Here is a 22,191-nt window from a genome sequence, read left to right as displayed (position 1 = left end):
ATGACGCAACCCGTCCGGCACCGTTCGCGCTTCATGCTCGGCTGCGGCAGCGCCGCTCTCGCTCTGGCGCTCGCGCTGTCACCCCATGGCGCGCGGGCGCAAGGCATTCAGGCCACGGGCGATGTGGTTTTCGGCTCGGCAGAAATCACCGACCTGTCGCCGACCGAAACGCTGGTCGAATCCTTCACTTCCACGGTCGTGATCGATTGGACACCCGTGCTAGACAACAGCGGCAACGCGCTCGATTTTATCCGCACCGGGGCGACAGCGCGGTTCGAGAGCCCGTCGCTGCCCAATTTCGCGCTGCTCAACCGCATCCTGCCCTCCACCAATGGCAATATCGCGGTGATCGACGGCACAGTTATCTCGCGCGTGTTCGATAGTAACTCGGGTGGGCTGGTGCCGGGCGGTTTTGTCGCCTTCTATTCGCCCACCGGCATCCTGATTGGCAACAATGCCACCTTCGATGTCGGCAGCCTGATGCTGACGACGCTCGATGTCAGCAATACCGGCTTCCAGAACTTCGCCGAATTCGGCGGTAGCATGACGCTGCAGGGCCTGCAGGGTTCGACTGCGCGGATCCAGATCAATTCCGGCGCACAGATCTCGGCGCTCGCCGAAAATTCCTTCTTCGCCGTGGTCGCTGCCGATGTGAAGCTTTTCGGCCCCACCGTGCGGATAAACGGCAGCCACGCCTATGTCGCGGGCGAGGTGGTCGATCTCAGCTTTTCGAACGGGCTGTTCGACATCTCTGTGCCGGTTGGGACTGCCGCGAGCGGCTCGGTGATGGAGCTCGCTGGCAGTATCGGCGGCCCGTCGAGCAACGGGGTTGGGGACAATCACCTGATCTACGCTGTCGCCGCGGCGCAGACCGATCCGATCAGCATGATCTTCCGCGGCAATCTCGGCTTCGATCCGGCGTTGAGCGCAGGGATCGTCAACGGCGAGATCATCCTCTCGGCCAATTACAACGTCTCCGGACGGATGGTTGACGGCGGCAGCGTCAGCGATGGCATCGGCGCGGTTTTCAACGGCAATTCCGAAATCAGCAATGTCCGTGCCGACATTATCGTCGAAGACGCCGACATCAGCAGCAGCATCCTTGCGATCGGCACCCATCGGACACAGGTCTTCGTGAACGACAGGGACGGCCAAATCGACGGCAACCTGCTGGTGGTCGGGCGAGAAGGCGCGGAGGTGACCGCCAGCGACGGTTACAGGCTGTCGGTCACCGGCGATGTGCTGGTCTCGGCGCAGGACTATGGCCTGGTTTCATCGAGCCTTCAGTCGTTCGACCAGATCAATGGGACCGGGGGCGCGGCCTTGATCGAGGCCGTCAGCAACGGGTCGATAAGCATTGGCGGTAACGTGCTGGTTGCCGCCGACGGATTCGCGGGGGCTGAGGATCTCAACTTGATCGCCGGCACCGGGCAGGGCGGATCGGCGCGGATCGGTTCGACCGGCGGGACGATCAACATCAATGGCAATGCCACCGTCAGCGCGCGCGGGGTCGGCACCAGCCTGATCGGCATCCTGACCGGCGCAACCGTGCGCGGCGGGCTGGCGGAGGTCTTTGCCGCGCAGGGCGGGCAGGTGACGCTGGACGGGAGCCTTGTCGTCGATGCGGGTGCCATTGGCGCGCAGGGTTCGCTGATCAATCCTTCGACTCGCTCGGATGCCTATGGCGGCAATGCGTTCCTCAACATCCTCAACAGCGGCGGCTCGATTTCGGTTGGCGGTGATGCATCGCTGAATGCCGGCGCCATCGGCGGCAGTTCCAACAATGCGGGCGCAGGCTCGCTCGGCGATGGGGGCATTGCCATCGCCAACGTCGATGTAAACGGGCAGATCACGATCGGCGGGCTGCTTTCTCTGGCGGCCGAGGGCATCGGTGGCACCAATGCCGGGGGCACTGGCGGCACGGGTCTGGGCGGGCGCGCCTCGAGCCGCACAATCACGGGCGTGATCAGCATCGCCGGCGATTTCAACGCCGATGCGCTTGGGGAAGGCGGCAATGGCCAGACTGGCGGGGACGGTATTGGTGGGATTGCCGGGGCCAATGCGATTACCGGCGCGATTACCATCGCCGGCAGCGGCTTTGCCAATGCCGAAGGCCGTGGCGGCAATGCCAGATTCGGCTTTGGCGGCAATGGTGGGCTCGGGCGCGGGGGCAACAGCTCCTTCCAAGCCAATGGTACGCTGACCGAGACAGCCTTGCTGTCGATCGGCAATCAGGCAACGATCATCTCCAACGGCACGGGTGGCAATGGCGGGTCGGCGAATGGCCCTGTCACCCCAGCGGGACGTGGGGGTGATGGTTATGGCGGGCAGTTCACCGTGCCCAATCAGGCCGACCCGACGTTTCGCAGCGGGGCGTTCCTGCTGGCGGGCGGAGACAATGGCCGGCTGATCATCAATGGCACCGCTGCGGCGGAATCCTCGGGCTTCGGCGGGTCTGGCGGGAACGGTGGCAGCCTGGGGGTCAGCGGGCGCGGTGGCGATGCCTTCGGCGGTCTGGCCCAGGCTGGCCTCGCACTGCTCGGGCAGAACGGCTCGGTCGGGCAGGGCGCGGCAAGCTTCAGCCAGGTGTTTCTCGATGCGATCGGGGTTGGCGGCACGGGCGGCTTCTCGGTCGGTGACTTCCCCACTGCTGACGGCGGCAATGCGACGGGCGGCAATGCCTTCGTCACGGTGCGCGCCGGCACGGTTACGGCGGATCTTATCGGTCTCAATGCGCAGGGCCGCGGCGGCGATGGCGCCAATGGCGGAATAGGTACGGGCGGCATTGCCGCGGCTTTCGGCGACCTGGGCGGCTCACTTACCTCCGATTTCTTCAGTGCCCGCGCCAACGGCATCGGCGGATTTGGTGGAGGTGATCTCACTTCGCTAGGCAATGGCGGTACCGGCTTCGGCGGTGAGGCCGTGCTCGATTTTCAGGGCATCAGCGTCCAGATCAACGGCGAAGCCGAAGTCAGGGCCGAAGGCTATGGTGGCGGCACAGGCGAGTTCACCGGCGGCAACGGAACGGGCGGCATCGCCCAGCTCGGGGTGCTGGGCGATAGCTTTGGCACCGGCACGATCACCGGAAACACCATCGTCAGCTCGAACGGCTTCGGTGGCGGGGCCGAGGGCACTGCCGGGCAAGCCGGCAACGGGCAGGGTGGTGCCTCATCCTTGCGGGCCTTGGGCGGCGGGGTGGTCGACCTTGCCACCGTGCAAGTGATGGCCAACGGCTTCGGCGGCACCAGAATCGACATCCCCGGCATTTTCGGCGGTAACGGCACCGGCGGCAGTGCCGACATCACCGCTGAAGGCATCGACAGCCAGATCACGATTGCCAGCAACGTCACCAACAATCTGTCGAACGATCTGAATTTCGGAGCGATCCTCTCAGCCAACGGGGTGGGTGGGCTGGCCACCGCAGGTACCGGCGTGGGCGGCACCGGGCGCGGCGGCACGGCGATGCTCGCCGCGCGGCTCGGCGGCAGTGTGACCCTTCCAGCCACGCCCTTGGTCGATCCTGACACGGTCGGCTCCATCCGCCTGCAGGCAAGCGGCTTCGGCGGCAATACCATTGTCAATGGCGGCAGCGGCGGCATCGGCTACGGTGGGAACGCGATGATCGAGGCCGATGGCGGCTTGCTCTCCATGGGTGAGACCGTACTGTCCTCCTTCACCCAAGGCGGCACGGCGCAAGGGGCTGCGACGAATGTCACCGGCGGCGATGCTATCGGCGGCAATAGCATCGTGCGCGTCATCAACGGCGGCAGCCTGATCACGCAGCTCACCGGCGACGCCGGCGTGCGGGGCGGCAATGGCACCGGCAGCGGCAATGGCGGCTTCGCCAGCGCCGGCAACGCGCGGTTCGAGGTGATCGACAGCACCGTCAACGCCATCGGCTTGATCGAGCTTGCCAACGGCGCGCAGGGCGGCAACGGCGCGATTGGCGGCGATGCCTTGGGCGGAACGGTGGTGTTCACGGCCGACAATTCGACAATCGCATTCCAGACCGGCGCGAACGGCGAGGTGGGTGTGCGGGTCGATGGCGTGGGACGGGGTGGTCTCGGCGTGACGCAGGGCGGCAATGCCGAGGGCAGCGATGTCGATATCTCGATCACCAGCTCGATCTTCCTGGACGGCGCGCTCTCGGTCTCCGCCAGCGCAGTCGGCGGCGATGCCAGTGTCACGACCGGACTGGGCGGCACGGCGCTGGGCGGCACGGTCAGCATCTTCACCAATCCATCCACCATCGGCCTGACCGGCGACAACCTCATCGCAGCCGACGCGCAAGGCGGCAACGCGGCGATCGGCGGCAACGCCACGAGCGGCAGCATCAACGCCGAGCTGAACGAGACCGAGGTCACGATTTCGGTCGACGGCAGCGGGGTCAGCGCGTTGCGATTCTCCTCGCAGGCCATTGCTGGCCTCGGGATCAACGATGCCAACGGGATTTCGGGTGTCGGCAATGCCACGGCCGGTGACCTGACCTTGCGACTGATCGATTCGACGATCACGGCATCGGAAATTGACTTGCTGACTTTCGCCAATGCCGCGTCCGGCAATTCCGAGGTTGCCGGTGGCACGGCAGTGGCGGGCGATACGCTTGTGCGGCTTGCGGGCGCATCGGAGATCAATGTCTCATCGCTGTTCCTCGAAAGCCTTGCCTCCAGCTCGATCGGATCACGCCAGGTCCAGATCGGGGTCGATCAGCAGGGCAATCCGATCTTCACCACGGTCTTCGATTTGAGCGGCGAGACCTTCGGCGGGCTCAACCGTCTTTGGATCGAGGAAAACGGCAGCTCGCGGATCAGCGCCTTCAATATCGGCCTCAGCTCCCAAAACAACGGCGGCGGCAGCAATTTTGCCGGGCGGTTCTCGATCGAAGTGCTCTCGGGTGAGGTCGATTCCGCCAACCTCAGTGCCCAAACCACCAATTTCACGAGCTTGCTGAGCGACACGCCCTCCGAAGTCATCGTGCGCGGCGCGGCCTTGCGGGCCCAGAACGCGGTGTTCAGCACCGGCGGCAATCTGGCCTTCACCACTTCCGATGGCGGGATCATCGGCAGCGATGGCACAGCCGGATCGACCAACGACATCTTCGCCGATGCCGGTGGCACGATCAGCGTGACCGGCGAAGGCAGCGACCGCGGCCTGATCGGTGGTCGGTCGATCGCGTTCGATGCGGGCCGTTCGATCCTGCTCGACGGTGCGCTTGTGGCGGCAGATGGCGATGTGACCCTCATCGCTAATGATTTCACGGCGGCCTTCGTGGCGCTGCCCGAACCGAACGCGATCACCATGGCCGCGGGCAGCAGCATCGATGCCGGCACCGGCACGGTGACGATCCACCTGCGCGATGGCGCTGGCGATCCGCAGCGGGTCAATGGCGCGATCACGCTGGCGAACATTGCCGCCGGGCAGATCGATGTGCGCAACTTCGGCACCAGCCCGGGCAGCGATATCACCGTGCTGGCCGATGGCGTGCTGACAGCCTCGGGGACCGGGCGGGCAATCGACCTGGCCTCGCTCGACGGCGAGGTGATCAACCTCGCGGGCGATGCCGGCCTCGTGCTCACCGGTGGCGGGCATTACGGCATCTTCGCGGCCACGCCGACGGGTTCCCAGATCGGCAGCTTCGCCAATTATGCGCGGCGCTACAACGTGCTGACCGAGGCCGCTTACGACGCGCTCAATCCGGGCGGCAATTTCGCGGCCTTCCGGATTTCTCCGGTGCTCACCGTCACGGTCAACGATGCGACCCGCGTCTATGGCAACGCCAACCCGCAGTTCACGGCAAGCTTTGCCGGGTTCCTGCCGGGTGACGGCCCCGTCGACCTGACCGGCACGCCCGACTTCACCACCGCAGCCACGCTGACCTCGGGGGTCGGGACCTTCACGATCAACGCCGCGCTTGGCACGCTGCTGAGCCAGCAGGGCTACGGCTTCACCTTCGTGCCGGGGACGCTCACCATCACTCCGCGCCCGATCACGGTGACGGCGAATAATATCACCCGGGTCTATGGCAACGCCAACCCGGCGCTGACCTTCACGATCGGTGGGGACGGGCTGGTCAACGGCGACCAGCTGAGCGGCGCGCTGGCGACCGCTGCCGGGCAGACGACCGGTGTCGGCACCTATCTGATCACCCAGGGCACGCTGGCAGCGAGCGACAACTACATCATCACCTTCAACAATGGCCAGCTGACCATCACGCCCCGGCCGCTGACGCTGGTTGCCGACAGCTTCTCGCGCCTGTTCGGCCGGCCCGATCCACAGTTCACCTTCCAGATCACGGAAGGCAATCTCGTCAACGGCGACCAGCTGACCGGCGCGCTGGTGCGCGATCCGGGCGAATTTGTCGGCACCTATGCCATCCGCCAAGGCACGCTCACCGCGGGGGACAACTACACCATCACCTTCGTCAACGGCCAGCTGACGATCGACCCGCCGCCGGCGCCGGACGTGCTTACCAGCACCACCATCATCGAGGAACCGCTGATCATCGGCGATGATCCGGCGAGCCCGGACGAAGTGGAAGAGGAACGTTTCGGCATAGACTTCCCCGATGAGCCGGAAGCGCCGCTTATATCGGAGGATCCTCTGCTCGACGATCCGGTGACGAGTGGCGGCGATGCCTCGCTCTATTCGGGCAGCGGCACCGCCAAGCCGGCCAGCGAGGATAAGTAAGATGAGCCGCAATCGCCCTATCGCCCGCTCCGCATGCGTCATTGCCTCGGCGCTGTTTGGCCTCGCCGCCAGCGCGATCGCCGTTCCGGGTGCAGCGCGCTCGCAGATTGACGCCCCGATCAGCCTGCGTGACACTTTCCCGATTGGTTCCAACGGCTTGTGCGAGGCGCAGATCCTTGCGCCCGAACCGGGGGCAGGGCTGTTCGACCGGCGCTACTCGATCATCTGCCGCGATGCCGCCATGCCGGTTGGAACGCTTTGGGTGGTCAAGGGCAAGGCTGCCGAGGTCCCGCCCGCACGCTTTGCCGGACAGGATGCGAGCTGCAACCCGAGCAGCGGCGGAGCCGCCGTGCCCGGCCTATCGGGCGTGCAGCGGCTCGCCTGCGCGCGCGCGGGCAGCATCGTGCGCAACGATCTGCTGGTCGGCAGCCGCGGTGGACGGACGTTTGCCGCCAGCGGCCTTGCCGCCTACGGCAAGGCGCTCGAACTCGCTCTGGCCTCGCTCGCCAACGATCGGGTGATGCCAGGCACGGTCGAAATCCCGCTCACCAGCGCGACCGACGATCTCGCCTTCGCGCGTCAGCAGGCCGAAGCGATCTCGGCCGACCAGGCGCTGATCGAGGCCTATCGCCGCAGCAACGCCGGCAAGTTCGCCGAGGCAGCGGAGTTCTTCGCGGCTTCGGCCGCGGCGCTCGCCGGGCCGGGCGCCGCCGAGGCGCGGCTCAACTCGGCGCTCCAGCAGTCCAATCTCGGCAACTTTGCCGAAGCCCGGCGTCTGTTCGCCGCCAGCCGCGAGGACAGCGGCAGCAGCCCGGTTCTGGCCCGCCTGCAGCGCAATTACGAGGCGATGGACGCGCTCAACCAGCGCAACCCCCAAGCCGCGCTGGCGATCCTCGATAGGCCGGTTATCGCCGGCTTCACCGATGCCGAAGACCTGCGCCAGCTGCGGCTCGGGCGGTCGCTGGCCGGCCAGCTGGCGGGAGAGAACGCGCGCATCACCGGCAGCTACAGCGCCGGCCTCACGCCGGCCGAACGCGCACGGCTGCTCGATGGGCAGCATGCCTATCTCAAGGCCACTACCCTGCGCCAGCTCGGCCGTCCGGGCGAGGCCGAGGCGCTGCTGCGCGAGGCCGAGGCGACCCTTGCCGAGGTGCGCGATGGACGGGTGATTTCGGTTGTCTGGCTGCGTGCGCAGGTGCTCGGCGAACTCGCCGAAGTGGCCGAGCGTTCCGGCCGGCCGGCCGAGGCCGAAGGGCTGCACCGGCAGGCCATCGCCCTGCTGGAGGTGACCTATCCCGATGCCCCCGTGCTCGACAGCGCGCGGGCGCAGTTGGCAGGCTTCCTCGCGCGCGCCGGGCGGCGCGACGATGCGCTGGAGGTTTACCGCGCAATCGTCGGCGGCGCCAAAGGCCGGCCGATACCCTCGCTGCGCAATCTGATGACCCCCTATTTCGCGCTCTTGACCGACGGCCAGTCATCCGCTGCCGAGGCCGCGCGCGATCTGTTCGCCGCCAGTCAGCTGCTCCAGCGCCCCGGCCTTGCCCAGACCCAGGCCGTGCTCGCCCGCGAGCTTTCGGGCGGCAGCGACGAGGCCTCGCAACTGTTCCGCAGTGCGACCAATCTCGGTCGCGCGATCGAACAGCAGCGCGTGGCGCTGCTCGAACTGGAAGCCCTGCCTGAGCCTACCGGTCAGCAGATCGCCCAGATTGCCGAACGCCGCGAGCGGCTCGAGCAGCTTCAGGTGCAGCAGTCCGAAGTGCTCGAAAAGCTCGCGACCTATCCGCGCTATCGGGCGGTGAGCGACCAGGCGATCAGCCTTGCCGACCTGCAGGCCATGCTCGCGCCGGGCGAGGCCTATGTGAAGCTGGTGACACTCGATAGCGATGCCTACGTGATCTATGCCGCGGCCGACCAGGCAATGGTTTGGCGCGCCGATGCGACGCCGACCGAGCTCGAGCGGCTGGTGACCAAGATTCGCGAGAGCATTGCGGTGGTCGAAGGCGGTCAGGTGCTGACCTATCCCTTCGACATCGAGCGTTCGCGCGAGCTCTACGTGCGCCTGTTCGCCCCGGTCGCCGATCGCCTGCCCAGGCTTGAGCATATCGTGTTCGAGCCAGATGGCGCGTTGCTCAAGCTGCCGATCAACCTGCTGGTGACCGATGATGCCAGCGTCGCGGCCTACAAGGCGCGGTTGGCGGGCAGGAACCCGGACGAGTATGATTTCCGCGGCACGGCCTGGCTGGGCCGCACGGCGCGGATCAGCACCTCGGTGGGGGCTGCGGCCTTCCGCGATGTGCGCAAGGCGCGTCCTTCGGCGGCCAGCCGGGCCTATCTCGGCCTTGGCGAGAATCTGCCGATCGGCGCGGCGACCCCCGGAGCCGCGCGCACCCGTGCGGCGCTTGACGGTGGCGAGAATTGCCAGTGGTCGCCGAATATCTGGGCCAATCCGGTCAAGGCCGACGAGTTGCGCGCAGCCGCGACCCGCTTCGGCGGCGCCAGCCGCGTGCTAACCGGCAGGCAATTTACCGATAGCGCGGTGATCGGGCTTGCCGATCTGTCGGATTACCGCATCCTGCACTTTGCCACCCATGGCCTCGTCACCGCGCCGCAGCCCGGATGTCCGCCGCGCCCCGCGCTGCTGACCAGCTTCGACGAGCAGCAGGATTCTGACGGACTGCTGAGCTTTGCCGAAATCTTCGGCCTGCGCATCGATGCCGATCTGGTGATCCTCTCGGCCTGCGACACCGCCGGCAGCGCCACGGTTGGCGCGACCCGCGAGGCGGGGGTGACGAGCGGCGGCGAGTTCGCGCTCGACGGGCTGGTGCGCGCCTTCGTGGGGGCGGGTGGTCGCACGGTGCTGGCGAGCCACTGGCCGGTGCCGGACGACTTCAACGCCACTGGACGCCTGATCGCGGGCCTGTTCACCGGCGACGAGCGCGCGACTGCCGAGGCGCTGCGCAATTCGCAGCTGAGCTTGATGGACGATGCCGATACTTCGCATCCGTTCTATTGGTCGGCCTTTGCCGTGGTCGGTGACGGCGCGGCGCGTCTCGTCCGCTGAGCCGCCGGGGGGCACCCGGTGAACCAGTCGCCAGCCAAACGCGCTTCGCCTTTGGGCTGGCTGCGGCGTGCTTGGCGCAATGTCCGCGAAGCGGGCGCCGCCCAGCTGGCGCTCACCGCCTTTTTGATCTGCGTGGCGCTGTTCATCGCACGCTACAGCTGGGTTCTGCCCGGAGGCTCGGTGCCTACTCCGCTGACCAGCGAGGCCGAGCGCGCCTTCTATGATCTCAGGGCCTATTATGCTGCCGATCTGGTCGAGGAAGACAAGCGCATCGTTCTGGTGGTCTATACCGACCAGACCTTGATCGCCGCACGCAAGCGCTCGCCGCTCGATCGCGGCCTGCTCGCCAAGACCCTGCGCACGCTCGACACTTTCGAGCCCAAGGCGATCGGGATCGATATCCTGTTCGACCAGCCGCAGGACGAGGACGAGGAACTGATCGCGGTGCTGCGCGGGATGAAGACCCCGGTCGCAGTCGCCTATGCCGCCAAGGCGACCAATCCGGATGATATCGAATACGAGCAGCAGCAATTCCTCGAAAGCTTCATGGCGCGGCTCAAGGGCAGCAATGCGCGCCCGGCCAGCATCCGGCTCGACAACACCTTCGGGGCGACCAGGCTGTGGCCCGACATCCGCCCTGGGCTGCCGCCGTTGCTCGGGCGGGTGATGCTGGAGGAGGCGGGGGAGCCGGCCAAGGCCTTTGCCGATTACGAGGGCGCCATCGATTACCGGCGGCCCAAATATCGGGATTCTGTGCTGTTCCCCCCGGCGCAGATCGATCTCTTCGTCGATCCCGACCCGGAAATCCTGCCATTCCTAAAAGAGCAGTATTCCGGAAAATACATCCTGATCGGCGGGGATATCGTCGATTATGACCGGGTCGAGACGACCTTCACCTCGATCAATGGCGAGGTGCCCGCCGGGATAAGCGTTCATGCCGAAATCATCGCCCAGATGCTCGATAACCGCTTGCTGACCCCGATCCCGGACTGGGTGATCTGGCTGATGGCGGTGGTGGCGGTGCTGGCCGGGGTGGTGACCGCGCTGCTCGAATGGCCTGCCCGGCGGCTGGCGCTGTTCGGCTTCGGGCAGCTCGTGTTCTTTCAGGGCACGCCCTTCCTCTTGCAAGTGCAGAACATCGACACCTACGGCCTGCCGGCGGTCGGCGGGCTGGTGGGCTGGATCATCGTGTTCGGCGCGGTCACCTCGACGATGCGCGCATCCGGCGCGGTGCAGCGCAATTTCGCCACCGGGGCGCTGGGCAAATACATCCCGCGTGACATTGCCCAGGCGATTATCGAGAAGCCCGAACTGCTCAATCTGGGCGGAGAAAAGCGGGCGATCTTCGTGCTGTTCAGCGATCTGGAAGGCTTCACCAAGATGAGCCACGCGATCGCGCCGGAAATGGTCGCCAAGCTGCTCAACCGCTATCTCGACAGGCTCAGCCAGGTGGTGCTCGATCATGGCGGGGTGATCGACAAGTTCGTCGGCGATGCCGTGGTCGCTTTCTGGGGCGCGCCGATCAGCCGGCCCGACGACGGGACCCGCGCGGCGCGGGCGGGCTATGCCATTTGGCTGGCAGGCGAAGTCTTCCGCCGCGAGGTCGCCGCGATGGACCCTGATCTGCCCGAAATCGGCAAGACCCGTGTGGGCCTGCATTATGGCGAGGCGGTGATCGGCAATTTCGGCGGGGCGACCCGCATCCAGTACACCGCGCTCGGCGACTCGATGAACACCGCCTCCCGGCTGGAGGCGGCCAACAAGGCGCTCGATTCGAGCGTGATGGCCAGCCGTGAATTCGCCGAGGCCTCGGGGCTCGACTGGTGGCGACCGATGGGCAGGGTGGTGCTGCGTGGCAGGTCAAGTCCCGTCGATCTGTTTGAACCCGCGCCCGATTTTCCCGAGGCGGATCGCGCCTTGCTCGCCGAGGCCTGCGCGAAGGCGCTGGCCGGAGACCGCGCGGGTGCGGTTCGGCTGGCACAGGATGTGGCTGGTCGTCATCCGGATGATTCAGCTTTGCGTAATCTGGTAAAGCGGATGCAGGAAATGAACGAGGGAGGTACCTATGTTCTCGGCTAAATTGAAACGGACGATGGCGGCACTGGCGCTGGGCGGCGCGGCGCTGGCTCTGCCGGTGTCGGCGATGGCCGGCGTGGTGGTCAAGTCAACCGGTCCTTCATCAACCCAATATCCTGTCGGCACCAAGCTCGACGACAATGCCATGATCACGCTCAAGCCGGGCGATGTGGTGACCGTGCTCACAGCCGAAGGCACGCGCGTCATCAAGGGCGCGGGTACCTTCCGCGTCGGTGACCGGCCGCAGATTGCCTCGGATCGCTTCGCCTCGCTCACCCGCAAGCGCGCCGCCACCCGCGTGCGCACTGGGGCCGTGCGGGGCGATACCGATATCAACGCGACCAATCCGAGCCTGTGGTATGTCGATGTCACCCGTTCGGGCACGATCTGCCTCTACGATTTGGCGACAGTCCGCCTGTGGCGTCCGGCGACCGGCAATGTCGAGACGTATCGCGTGGCCGGGCAAGACGGCACCAGCACGGTCGAGGTCACCTTCGATGATGTCGCTGCTGTCGCCCCGCTTGACCCCACCCGCCTGCCGATTGTCGAGGGCAACGATTACGTGATCACCGCTCCCGATGGCAGCACAAGCGCGCGGCTCAGCTTCGTCTTGCTTCCCGATGATGTCGAAACCCCCGATGTGCTGGCCGAGGCGTTGATCGCCAAGGGCTGCTCGGTGCAGCTCGAAAACCTGGCCAGCACCCTTGAGGCCTCGGCCGAGGGAGCCGCTTGATCCCTTCGCCCTGCCGGCGGCTTGGCCTGCCGGCGGGGCGACGCCATGGCGACTTGTGCGCTAATGGCCGATTGCCTGTTGCATCGCCGCGTCAAGATTGGGACAAGGGGCAGGCCGGACGGATGTGGAGTCGGCGGCAGGAGCTTCCTGACGCAACTCTACAAGCGCGGCTGCGGGGGCGGCTGCTAGTGTGCCTCGCGCGGCGTCGGTTCGACGGTGGGGAAGGGCGGCTGAAAGCATCTCGGGGGGGATGGGATGACGGGAGTTGTCGCGAACGGGATCGCTGGCCTCATCCGCAGGCCCATGGCCATGCGGCTGCTGGCGGTGATCGCACTGATCGCGCTTTATCCGGTATCCGCTGCAATCGGGAATGGCACTTTTGAAGGCGTCGCTAGCTGTGCCGGTTCGACCTGTCACGGGCGGGCCGAGGGCAATGGCGCCGTGGTGCGGCAGGACGAAATCGCCACCTGGCAGGAACCTTCCTCCTCCTCCGGCGCACATAGCCGGGCCTATGCCGTGCTCGCCGGCCGGCGCGGCCAACAGATTGCCGCCAGTCTTGGACTGGGCAATGCAACTTCGGCTCCGGCGTGCCTCGGCTGCCATTCTACCTATGCCCCGGTCGCCCGGCGCGGGCCCAAGTTCACGCTCACCGACGGGGTCGGATGTGAAAGCTGCCACGGAGCGGCGGGCGGTACCTGGCTGGCCGAACACTACGCGTTGCCCTCCACCCATGGCTCGAATGTCGCGGCCGGCCTGACCCCGCTCGACAATCCCAAGGCCCGCGCCAATGTCTGCCTCGATTGCCACTATGGGTCGAGCAATCCCGGCCAGTTCGTCACCCACGCGATGATGGCCGCGGGCCATCCGCGCCTTTCGTTTGAGCTTGATCTGTTCAGCGCGCTCCAGCAGCACCATCAGGTCGATGCCGATTACATCCGCCGCAAGGGCGCGCCCAATGCGGTGCGTTTCTGGGCGGTGGGCCAGGCCGAGGCGGTGCGGCGGGCAACGAGCCTTTTTGCCCAGCCGAAGTTCGCCTATGAAGGCGTCTTCCCACAATTCTATTTCTACGACTGCCATTCGTGCCACCGCGCGATCACCGACGGGCCGAGCCGCAAGCTCACTTTCGAGACCAATCCCGGCCGCCCGATCCCGTTCGGCAACCCGCCGTTCAACGACGAGAACATGATCATGCTCCAGGCCGTCGCGGGCGCGCTGGTGCCCGGCGAGGCCGGGGCGTTCCAGGCCGCCGCGCGCGACTTTCACAAGGCAATGGGTGCCGGACCCGCCGAGGCCCGCGCCGCCGCGCAGGCGCTGGCGATCCGGGCGGGCGCGCTGGCGGATGCTTTGTCAGGCCGGGCCTATGATAGTGCCGACGCCTTCAAGGTGATCGCGATCATTGCAGGCGAGGCAACGGCACCGCGCTTTACCGACTATGCCGGATCGGTGCAGGCGGTGATGGCGGTCGACACGCTGCTCAATGCGCTCGTCAAGGAAGGCCGGGTGACGCAGGGCGCAGCGGCAGGCATCCGCGGCGATATCGCGCGGGCCTACAAGGCGGTCGAGGAGCCCAATGCCTATCGGCCGGCGGAATTCCGCGCTGCGCTGAAACTGGCTGCGGGCGCGATCGGAAGGCTGCGGTGATCATGCGGGGGAGGATGAAAGCCGGCTGGATCGCGGCAATCGCACTGGTGCTCGCCTCCTGCGGCGGCGGGGGCAGCCCGTCGAGCAACGGCGGTGCCACCGGCGGTGGCACCACGCCGCCCCCGCCCCCACCGAGCGGCAACCTCTTCTCCATTCCGCCAGCCGAGAGCCTGTCTTCCGCCGAGGTTGGCACGATCATCGCTCAGGCCGCCGCCGAAGCGCGAGCGCGCAATGCCGCGGCGACGATCGCGGTGACGGACCGGGTCGGCAATGTCCTCGCGGTCTTCGCCATGCCGGGCGCGGCCGCGACAGCGCGGGTTCCGACGGCTCCCGATGGCAGCAGCCGCGACGTGCAGGGCCTGATCATCCCCAGCGCCGGAGCTGCGATCGCCAAAGCGATCACGGGGGCCTATCTGTCGAGCGGCGGCAATGCCTTCTCGACCCGCACGGCGAGTTTCATCGTGCAGGAGCACTTCCCGCCCGCGCCCACCACCGCAGGGCTTGAAAGCGGCCCGCTGTTCGGGGTCCAGTTCAGCCAGCTGCCATGCTCTGATCTTGCCGCCCGTGCGAGCGACGGGCTGATCGGCCCCAAGCGCTCGCCGCTGGGTCTTGCCGCCGACCCGGGGGGCTTCCCGCTCTACCAGAACGGCGTGGTGGTGGGCGGCATCGGAGTGATGGCCGACGGGGTCTATGGCTTCGATCCCAATGTGCTCGACCGCGACAACGATCTCGACGAGGCGATTGCATTGGCGGGCACGGTCGGCTTCGAGGCACCGGTCGCGATCCGCGCCGACCGCATCACCGCTGACGGCACGAGCCTGCGCTATACCGACATTGAATATCCGCAGATCGGCAATGTCGCAGGCGCGACTTTCGCGGCCACGGCGGGCGCGCTGGTTCCGGTGACAGGCTACTATGCCGGTGCGGCGCTGCTGGCGGGGAGTGCCTATGGCACCGAAGCCTCGGGGATCCGGCCGGCGACGGCGGCGGAATTTTCCATCCGTGATGCCTTCGTGCTGACCAACGGGGCAGGAGTAAATCGCTTCCCTGTGCGCGGCGGAACCGATGCGGGCGATGTCACCGCGCCGCTCACCGCGGCCGAAGCGACCGCGATCCTCGAGGAAGCCTTCAAGGTGATGAGCCGCGCCCGCGCCCAGATCCGCCAGCCGCTCGACAGCCGCGCGCAGGTGACGATCAGCCTGGTCGACACGCGCGGGCGGGTGCTGGGCATCGTGCGTTCGCCCGACGCACCGATCTTCGGTATCGACGTGAGCCTGCAGAAGGCGCGCACCGCCAATTTCTTCTCGGGCGGCTTTGCTGCAAACGAATTGCTGGCGACCGGCGGAGAAGTGCCGCAGTTCGTATCGCGCTTGCGCAGTTTCCTTGGCGATCCCGCCGCGCTGACCGGGGCTTTCGCCTTTTCCGACCGAGCGGGCGGCAACCTTTCGCGCCCCTATTTCCCCGATGGCGAGGTGGGCCAAGCCAATGGCCCGCTGTCACGCCCGATCGAGCAGTTCAGCCCCTTCTCGACCGGTTTGCAAAGCGCGCTGGTGCTCGGCAATCTCGCCCAGCATCTCCAGTTCGTCACCGGGGCGAGCGCGACCGACACGCCGCGTGGTTGCACCGGCCTGCCGCCGATCGCGGGCGGGCCTTCGCGGCTCGCCAATGGCATCCAGATCTTCCCCGGCTCGGTGCCGGTCTATCGCGGCGGGCAACTGGTAGGCGGGATCGGCGTCTCGGGTGACGGTATCGACCAGGACGACATGATCAGCTTTCTCGGCCTCAACAATGCCGGGGTCCGGATCGGCGGGATCGGCAATGCCCCGGCCGACCGTCGGGCCGACCGGATCGTGGTGCAGGTCGGCAGTCGTCAGGTGCGATTGCGTTATGTCAACTGTCCCTTCGCGCCCTTCCTCGATACGACCGCGCAGAATGTGTGCGAGGGGTTGTAGCGATGAGCCTGCTCCTCCCCGCACTCTTGCTCAGCCAGGCATCTCCGCCGCCACCGGACGAGATGGAGGCCCCGATCACGCCGCCGGGCGAGGCCCCGGCGCGCGACTGGGAGCAGGATGTGCCGCCGGTCGATCCGGAGATCATCGAGGGGCGCCAGCGCCCGGGCTACAATGCGCCTTTGCCCGAGCGGATCGAGCAGAAGAATGAAGGCGCGGTGCGCGCTCCGCCGCCTGAGGCCTTTCCCAAGGATCAGCTGCCGATCCCCGACCGCTGGCGGCTGATCGAAAGCCTTGGCTTGGTCAGGGAAAACCTGTTCGATCCCTACAACCAGAATACCTACAAGGGTGATCGGCCGATCAACCGCGAAAAGGTTCCGTGGCTGCCTATCAAGGGTGACGACTGGTTTTTCGTCGCCAACCTCATCTCCGATACCGTCTATGAGCCGCGCACCTTCCCGATCCCTGTCGGGGTGCAGACCACCGAGGATCCCGATCGCCTCGACGTCTTCGGCAATGATTTCTCGCAGGTCTTCAGCCAGACTTTCATCGCGGGTTTCGCGCTGCTCAAGGGTTCAACCACCTTCAAGCCGCCAACGATCGAATATCGTCTGACGCTGGCCTACAACGTCAACTATGTCGACGTGCCTGAACGGCGCGTGCTGTTCGTCGAGCCCTCGAAGCCGAGCCATAGGCTGGACCAATTCCTCGGGGTGCAGGAAGCCTTCATCGATTACCACTTCAGCCAGTTCGACAGCGACCGCTTCGATTTCATCTCGGTCCGCGCCGGCATCCAGCCGTTCCAGTCGGACTTCCGCGGCTTCCTGTTCAACGACCAACAATTGGGCGTGCGGCTGTTCGGATCGCGCGACAACAACCGCTTCCAGTTCAACCTCGGCGCCTTCTGGCGGCTGGAGAAGGACACCAATTCCGGCCTCAACGCGATCCTGCGCTCCCCGCGCGACGATTTCGTCTTCGTCGCCAATGCCTACCGGCAGGACTTCCTGATCCCGGCGCTAACCAGCCAGTTCACCGTGGTCTACAACATGAACCGCGAGGCCGACGACATCCAGATCGACACCAACGGCTTCCCGGTGCGCCCGGCGCTTTTGGGGACGCTGAGGGGGCGCGAATATGACGTGGTCTATCTCGGCTACAATGTCGATGGTCGGATTGGCCGGGTCAATCTGACGGGCAGCTTCTACTGGGCGCTGGGCGAAGACCGCAATTCCTTCTTCACCGACCGTCCGGCCGACATCAATGCCCAGTTCGCCGCGATCGAGGCGAGCTATGACAAGGACTGGATGCGCTTCCGCCTGTCGGGCGCCTATGCCAGCGGCGACAGCGATCCCTATGACGACAAGGAAGGTGGGTTTGACGCGATCTTCGAGAACCCGGTCTTTGCCGGGGCCGATACCTCCTACTGGATCCGCCAAACCATTCCCTTCGCCGGTGGTGGCCGGGCGATCGGCGTCAATGGTCGCAATGGCCTGCTCAATTCGCTGCGCTCGTCGAAGGAGCAGGGGCAGAGCAACTTCAACAATCCCGGCCTGATGCTGCTGGGCGTGGGCGCGGATTTCGATCTGACGCCGCAGTTCCGTCTTTCTGCCAATGCCAACCACCTGTGGTTCGAGAACACCTCCAACCTCGAGGCGCTGCGCAACGAAGGGTCGATTCCCAAGGAGATCGGTTTCGATCTTTCCGCCGCGGCGATCTGGCGGCCCAAGGCGACCCAGAACATCGTCCTGCGTCTTTCGGCGGCGACGCTGCTGGCCGGTGACGGCTTCAAGGATCTGTTCGACACGCTCGATAATGACCGGAATTTCTATTCCGTCCTTGCCAACGTGGTGCTGACCTACTGATGCTCAAGCTCGGCCAACCCCTCGTTCGTCATATCGCCTTGCTGATGTCGGCGCTGTTGCTCGCTCTGGCGCTCTTCGCTGGTGACACCATGGCGGCGGACAAGGAAAAGCCCGTCAAGCGGGACTATTCCCGGGTGATCGCGCCGCCGGCTCCAGCGCGTCAGTCCGTAGCGGAGATGGAGGCCAAGTCGGAAGGCTGCAACACCTGTCACGTCAAGACCGACGCGCCGACCATGCACCTGACCCCGGCGGTGCGGCTGGGCTGCACCGATTGCCACGGGGGTGATGCCACGGTGCGCGGCAATCCCGAGCTGCCGCATGACCATCCCGACTACGTCGCCGCGCGCGACAAGGCGCACGTGCTGCCCAAGTATCCCGACAGCTGGCACTATCCGTCTTCGGCCAACCCCAAGCGTTCCTACGCGCTGCTCAACAAGGAAAGCCCGGAATTCATCAAGTTCGTGAACCCGTCGGACTACCGGGTCGCGCGCGATGCCTGTGGGGCGTGCCATATCCAGGCGATCGAGAGCGCCGAACGCTCGATCATGGCGACCGGCGCCATGCTGTGGGGTGGGGCGAGCTACAACAACGGCATCCTGCCCTTCAAGAACTACCTGCTGGGCGAGGCCTATACCCGCGACGGCAAGGCCGCGAAGATCACCACACCGGGCGCCGGGCCAGACGGCAAGCTCTCGCAAGACCAGATCGCGCGCGGTGTCCTTGCGGAAATGTATCCGCTGCCGACCTGGCACGTGATCCCGCCGGGCGATATCTTCCGCGTGTTCGAGCGCGGCGGGCGCACGATCAACTCGCAGTTTCCGGAAATCGGCCTGCCCAATCCGACCGGCCAGATCCAGCGTCTGGAAGAGCCGGGGCGGCCCGATCTCAAGCAGTCGAACCGCGGCCCCGGCACGGGCTTGCGCGTCGCGATTCCGGTGCTCAATATCCACAAGACCCGCCTCAATGATCCCTTCACCTGGTTCATGGGCACCAATGACCAGCCGGGTGACTATCGCCATTCGGGCTGCGCTTCGTGCCACGTGATCTACGCCAACGACCGCGAGCCGCGCCATTCGCTGATCTATGCGCAATATGGGCGCGACGGTCAGTCGATCTCGGTCGATCCGACCATCGCTGCCAAGCTCGAGCACGCAGCCGGCTATGGCAAGGGCAAGCGCCGCCATGGGGCGGTCAAGGAACCGGGCCAGAGCCGAGACGATGCTCACGGCGGGGCGAGCGGGCCGGGCAAGGATGCCGACGACACGCTCACCTATAACGGGCAGCAGAAGGAGAAGGGCCACCCGCTCCAGCACGTCTTCACCCGCGCCATTCCCACCAGCCAGTGCATGAACTGCCACATGCACCAGCCCAACATCTTCCTGAACTCGTTCCTCGGCTACACCATGTGGGATTATGAGTCCGACGCGCCCTTCATGTGGCCGGAACAGCAGAAATATCCCACCGCCGAGGAAGTGCGCGCTGTTAATGATCGCAATCCCGAAGGCGCCGCGCCGCGCGGCAAGTGGGCCGATCTCGACTTCCTGCGCAACGTGTATGACCTGAACCCCAAGCTCAAGGACACCCAGTTCGCCGACTACCACGGCCACGGCTGGAACTTCCGCGCGATCTTCAAGCGTGACCGTGAGGGCAACCTGCTCGACGCCGAAGGCAATATCATCGATCCCGAAGATCCGGAGAAGTGGCGCCGCAAGGACGAGGGCCAGTTCGTCGGGCCCGGCAAGAATCCGGGCAAGGCGGTTCACTTGATGGACATCCACGCCGAAGTCGGGATGCAGTGCGCCGATTGCCACTTCGAGCAGGATAGCCACGGCAACGGGCTGATCTATGGCGAAGTCGCCAATGCGATCGAGATAACCTGCAAGGACTGCCACGGCACGCCCGACGCCTACCCGACGCTGCGCACCAGCGGCCCGGCGGCGCCGCCCGAAGGCCACAACCTGTTGCTGCTGCGCAATCCCGATGGCAAGCGGCGGTTCGAATGGATGGAAGGTGCCGATGGCCGGCGCAAGCTGATCCAACGCTCGATCGTCGATCCCAATCTCGAATGGGAGATGAGCCTCGTCAAGGACAGCGTCGATCCGGCCACGCCGGAATTCAACGCCAAGGCGGCGCGCGCCAAGCTCGTCAGCCGGTATGGCGCGGAAACCGGCAATTTCGAATTTGGCACCGGTATCCCGGCAGACGAGCGCGCGCACCGCGATCCGGACATGGCGTGCTTCACCTGTCACCTCTCCTGGACGACCAGCTGCGGCGGCTGCCACCTGCCAATCGAGGCCAACTGGAAGAGCAAGGTCCACCGCTACGAAGGCGGCGAGACGCGCAATTTCGCGACCTATAACCCGCAGGTTGCGCGCGATGAAATGTTCCAGCTCGGCAAGCACATGACCACCAAGGGCGGCCAGATTGCGCCCGTGCGTTCGTCCTCGGCGCTGGTGCTCTCCTCGACCAACATAAACCGCGAACGAATCTATGTGCAGCAGCCGCCGATTTCCGCGATCGGCTTTTCCTCGCAAGCCTTCGCGCCGCACTTTCCGCACACCGTGCGCAAGACCGAGACCAAGACCTGCACCGATTGCCACCTGTCGGCCAAGGATGACAACAACGCAATCATGGCGCAGCTGCTGTTGCTGGGCACGAACTATGTCAATTTCGTCGGGCTCAATGCATGGGCCGGGCTCGAAGGCGGGTTCCAGGCCACGCGCGTGACCGAATATGATGAGCCGCAAGCGGTGATCGGATCCTACCTTCACCGCTATGCCTATCCCGATTACTGGAAGCTCCACGTCGAACAGAACGGCCGCGAATTGAAGAACTGGGTGCGCGGCAAGACCTTCGACAAGAACCTCTCGGGCGAGACCCATCCGATGGAGGAATTCGTCAACATCCACGAGGGCACGCCGGACCGCGTGGGCTGCCTCCAGCTGCGCGGCGAATATATGTTCGTGGCCGAGGGCAAGGGCGGCTTTGTCGTCTATGACGTTGCCAGCATCGCCAACAAGGGCACCTCGGAGCGCATCCTCAAGGGGCCGTTCTCAGCTCTGGGCCATGACACGCAGGTCAAGACCACCAATGCCACCTGCATGGCGCTGGCCACCAATCAGCCGGTCGCGCCCGCGCGCAACACCGAAAAGATGCGTGAGATGAACCAGGAACAGCCGTTCCTGCCGATCTACAACTACGCCGCGGTGACCGACAGCGTGGAAGGTCTGATCCTCGTCGACGTCAACACGCTGGCGGATGGTGAATTCCGCAACAACCAGCTGCGTCGCAAGGTCTATGCCGACGGTACGACCGCGTGGAACCCGGACGGGGTGCTCAATGGAGCACGGCACATCGTGCTGGCGGGCGAAGTGGCCTACATCACTGCGGACAAGGGGCTGGTGGTGGTCGACCTCGCCAATCCTGACGCGCCGCGGCTGGCCGCGGTGCGCGCGCTTCGCGATGCCCGGGCAAGCGCGGTGCAGTTCCGCTACCTGTGGGTGAGCGATGCCGACGGGGTAAAGCTGTTCGATGTCACCTCCCTGCGCAATCCGGTCGCCGTGCCCGAGGCGAGTGTGCCGCTCGCCGATGCGCGGCGCATCTATATTGCGCGCACCTATGCCTATGTCGCGGCCAAGGCCGATGGTCTGGTGATCCTCGATGTCAAGAACCCCACGCGCCCGCGGATCTTCCAGAAGGTGACCTTCGATGGTCTGCTCAACGATGCCGAGGACGTGATCGTCGCCTCCACCAATGCCTCGCTCTTCGCTTACGTCGCGGACGGGAGGAACGGGATCAAGGTGCTGCAACTCACCAGCCCTGCAAGCCAGCGCAATTTCTACGGCTTCAGCCCTGCACCAGTGCCCGAACTGATTGCCTGGGCGAAGACGCCAACACCGGCCATCGCGCTCAGCAAGGGCCTCGATCGCGACCGTGCGGTGGATGAGACCGGTGGGCAGATCGCGGTTTTCGGGCGGCTCGGCTCGCGCCCCTTCACCCGGCCTGAGATGGAGCGGCTGTTCATGACCCGCAGCGGCGTGCCGTGGAAGGTGAGCGACGATGTCGACATGAACCGCTGGGTTGGCCGCAGCCCGGGGGGAGCGCAACGGGCCAGCGCGCGCAACTAGGCGCTTGCTCGAGGCGAAGCCAAGCCGAAACGCGGCAAGCCGCGATCGAGACGGG

At 65.8% G+C, this 22,191-nt stretch carries 8 protein-coding genes; all 8 read left to right on the top strand.

Annotated elements, in window-relative coordinates; all coding sequences use genetic code 11:
• The 8 genes from BZF61_RS02605 to BZF61_RS02570 all read left to right on the top strand — a co-directional run bounded on the left by BZF61_RS02605 (position 1) and on the right by BZF61_RS02570 (position 22,136).
• Positions 1-6,687, top strand: a complete 6,687-nt coding sequence (locus BZF61_RS02605) for an MBG domain-containing protein (RefSeq protein ID WP_086617073.1) — start codon at positions 1-3, stop codon at positions 6,685-6,687.
• A 1-nt stretch (position 6,688) separates the two neighbouring features.
• Positions 6,689-9,748 (top strand): CHAT domain-containing protein, encoded by a 3,060-nt coding sequence (locus BZF61_RS02600; protein WP_086617072.1) that lies wholly within the window; start codon positions 6,689-6,691, stop codon positions 9,746-9,748.
• Between the two features lie 18 nt (positions 9,749-9,766).
• Positions 9,767-11,827: an adenylate/guanylate cyclase domain-containing protein gene (locus BZF61_RS02595; protein WP_086617071.1), complete on the top strand. Its 2,061-nt coding sequence runs from the start codon at positions 9,767-9,769 to the stop codon at positions 11,825-11,827.
• Positions 11,814-12,557 carry a hypothetical protein gene (locus BZF61_RS02590; RefSeq protein ID WP_143736865.1) on the top strand — a complete coding sequence of 248 codons (744 nt, stop codon included), beginning with the start codon at positions 11,814-11,816 and terminating at the stop codon, positions 12,555-12,557. Before BZF61_RS02595 ends, BZF61_RS02590 begins: the two co-directional genes overlap by 14 nt.
• A 303-nt stretch (positions 12,558-12,860) precedes the next feature.
• Positions 12,861-14,198 (top strand): multiheme c-type cytochrome, encoded by a 1,338-nt coding sequence (locus BZF61_RS02585; RefSeq protein ID WP_086617069.1) that lies wholly within the window; start codon positions 12,861-12,863, stop codon positions 14,196-14,198.
• A gap of 14 nt (positions 14,199-14,212) precedes the next feature.
• Entirely contained in the window at positions 14,213-16,150 is a 1,938-nt protein-coding gene (locus BZF61_RS02580) for a heme-binding protein (RefSeq protein ID WP_245804473.1), read from the top strand.
• A 2-nt stretch (positions 16,151-16,152) separates the two neighbouring features.
• The gene (locus BZF61_RS02575; RefSeq protein ID WP_086617067.1) at positions 16,153-18,009 is read left to right on the top strand and encodes a hypothetical protein; all 1,857 of its coding nucleotides are present in this window, start codon (positions 16,153-16,155) and stop codon (positions 18,007-18,009) included.
• Positions 18,009-22,136 (top strand): hypothetical protein, encoded by a 4,128-nt coding sequence (locus BZF61_RS02570; RefSeq protein ID WP_211276703.1) that lies wholly within the window; start codon positions 18,009-18,011, stop codon positions 22,134-22,136. The genes BZF61_RS02575 and BZF61_RS02570 overlap by 1 nt, the downstream gene beginning before the upstream one ends.
• Positions 22,137-22,191: the final 55 nt, after the last annotated feature.

The sequence above is a fragment of the Erythrobacter tepidarius genome, from assembly GCF_002155695.1.
GTDB lineage: Bacteria > Pseudomonadota > Alphaproteobacteria > Sphingomonadales > Sphingomonadaceae > Erythrobacter > Erythrobacter tepidarius.
The sequence above is the reverse complement of the archived record's forward strand: the minus strand, read 5'-3'. Positions and strand labels throughout refer to the sequence as shown.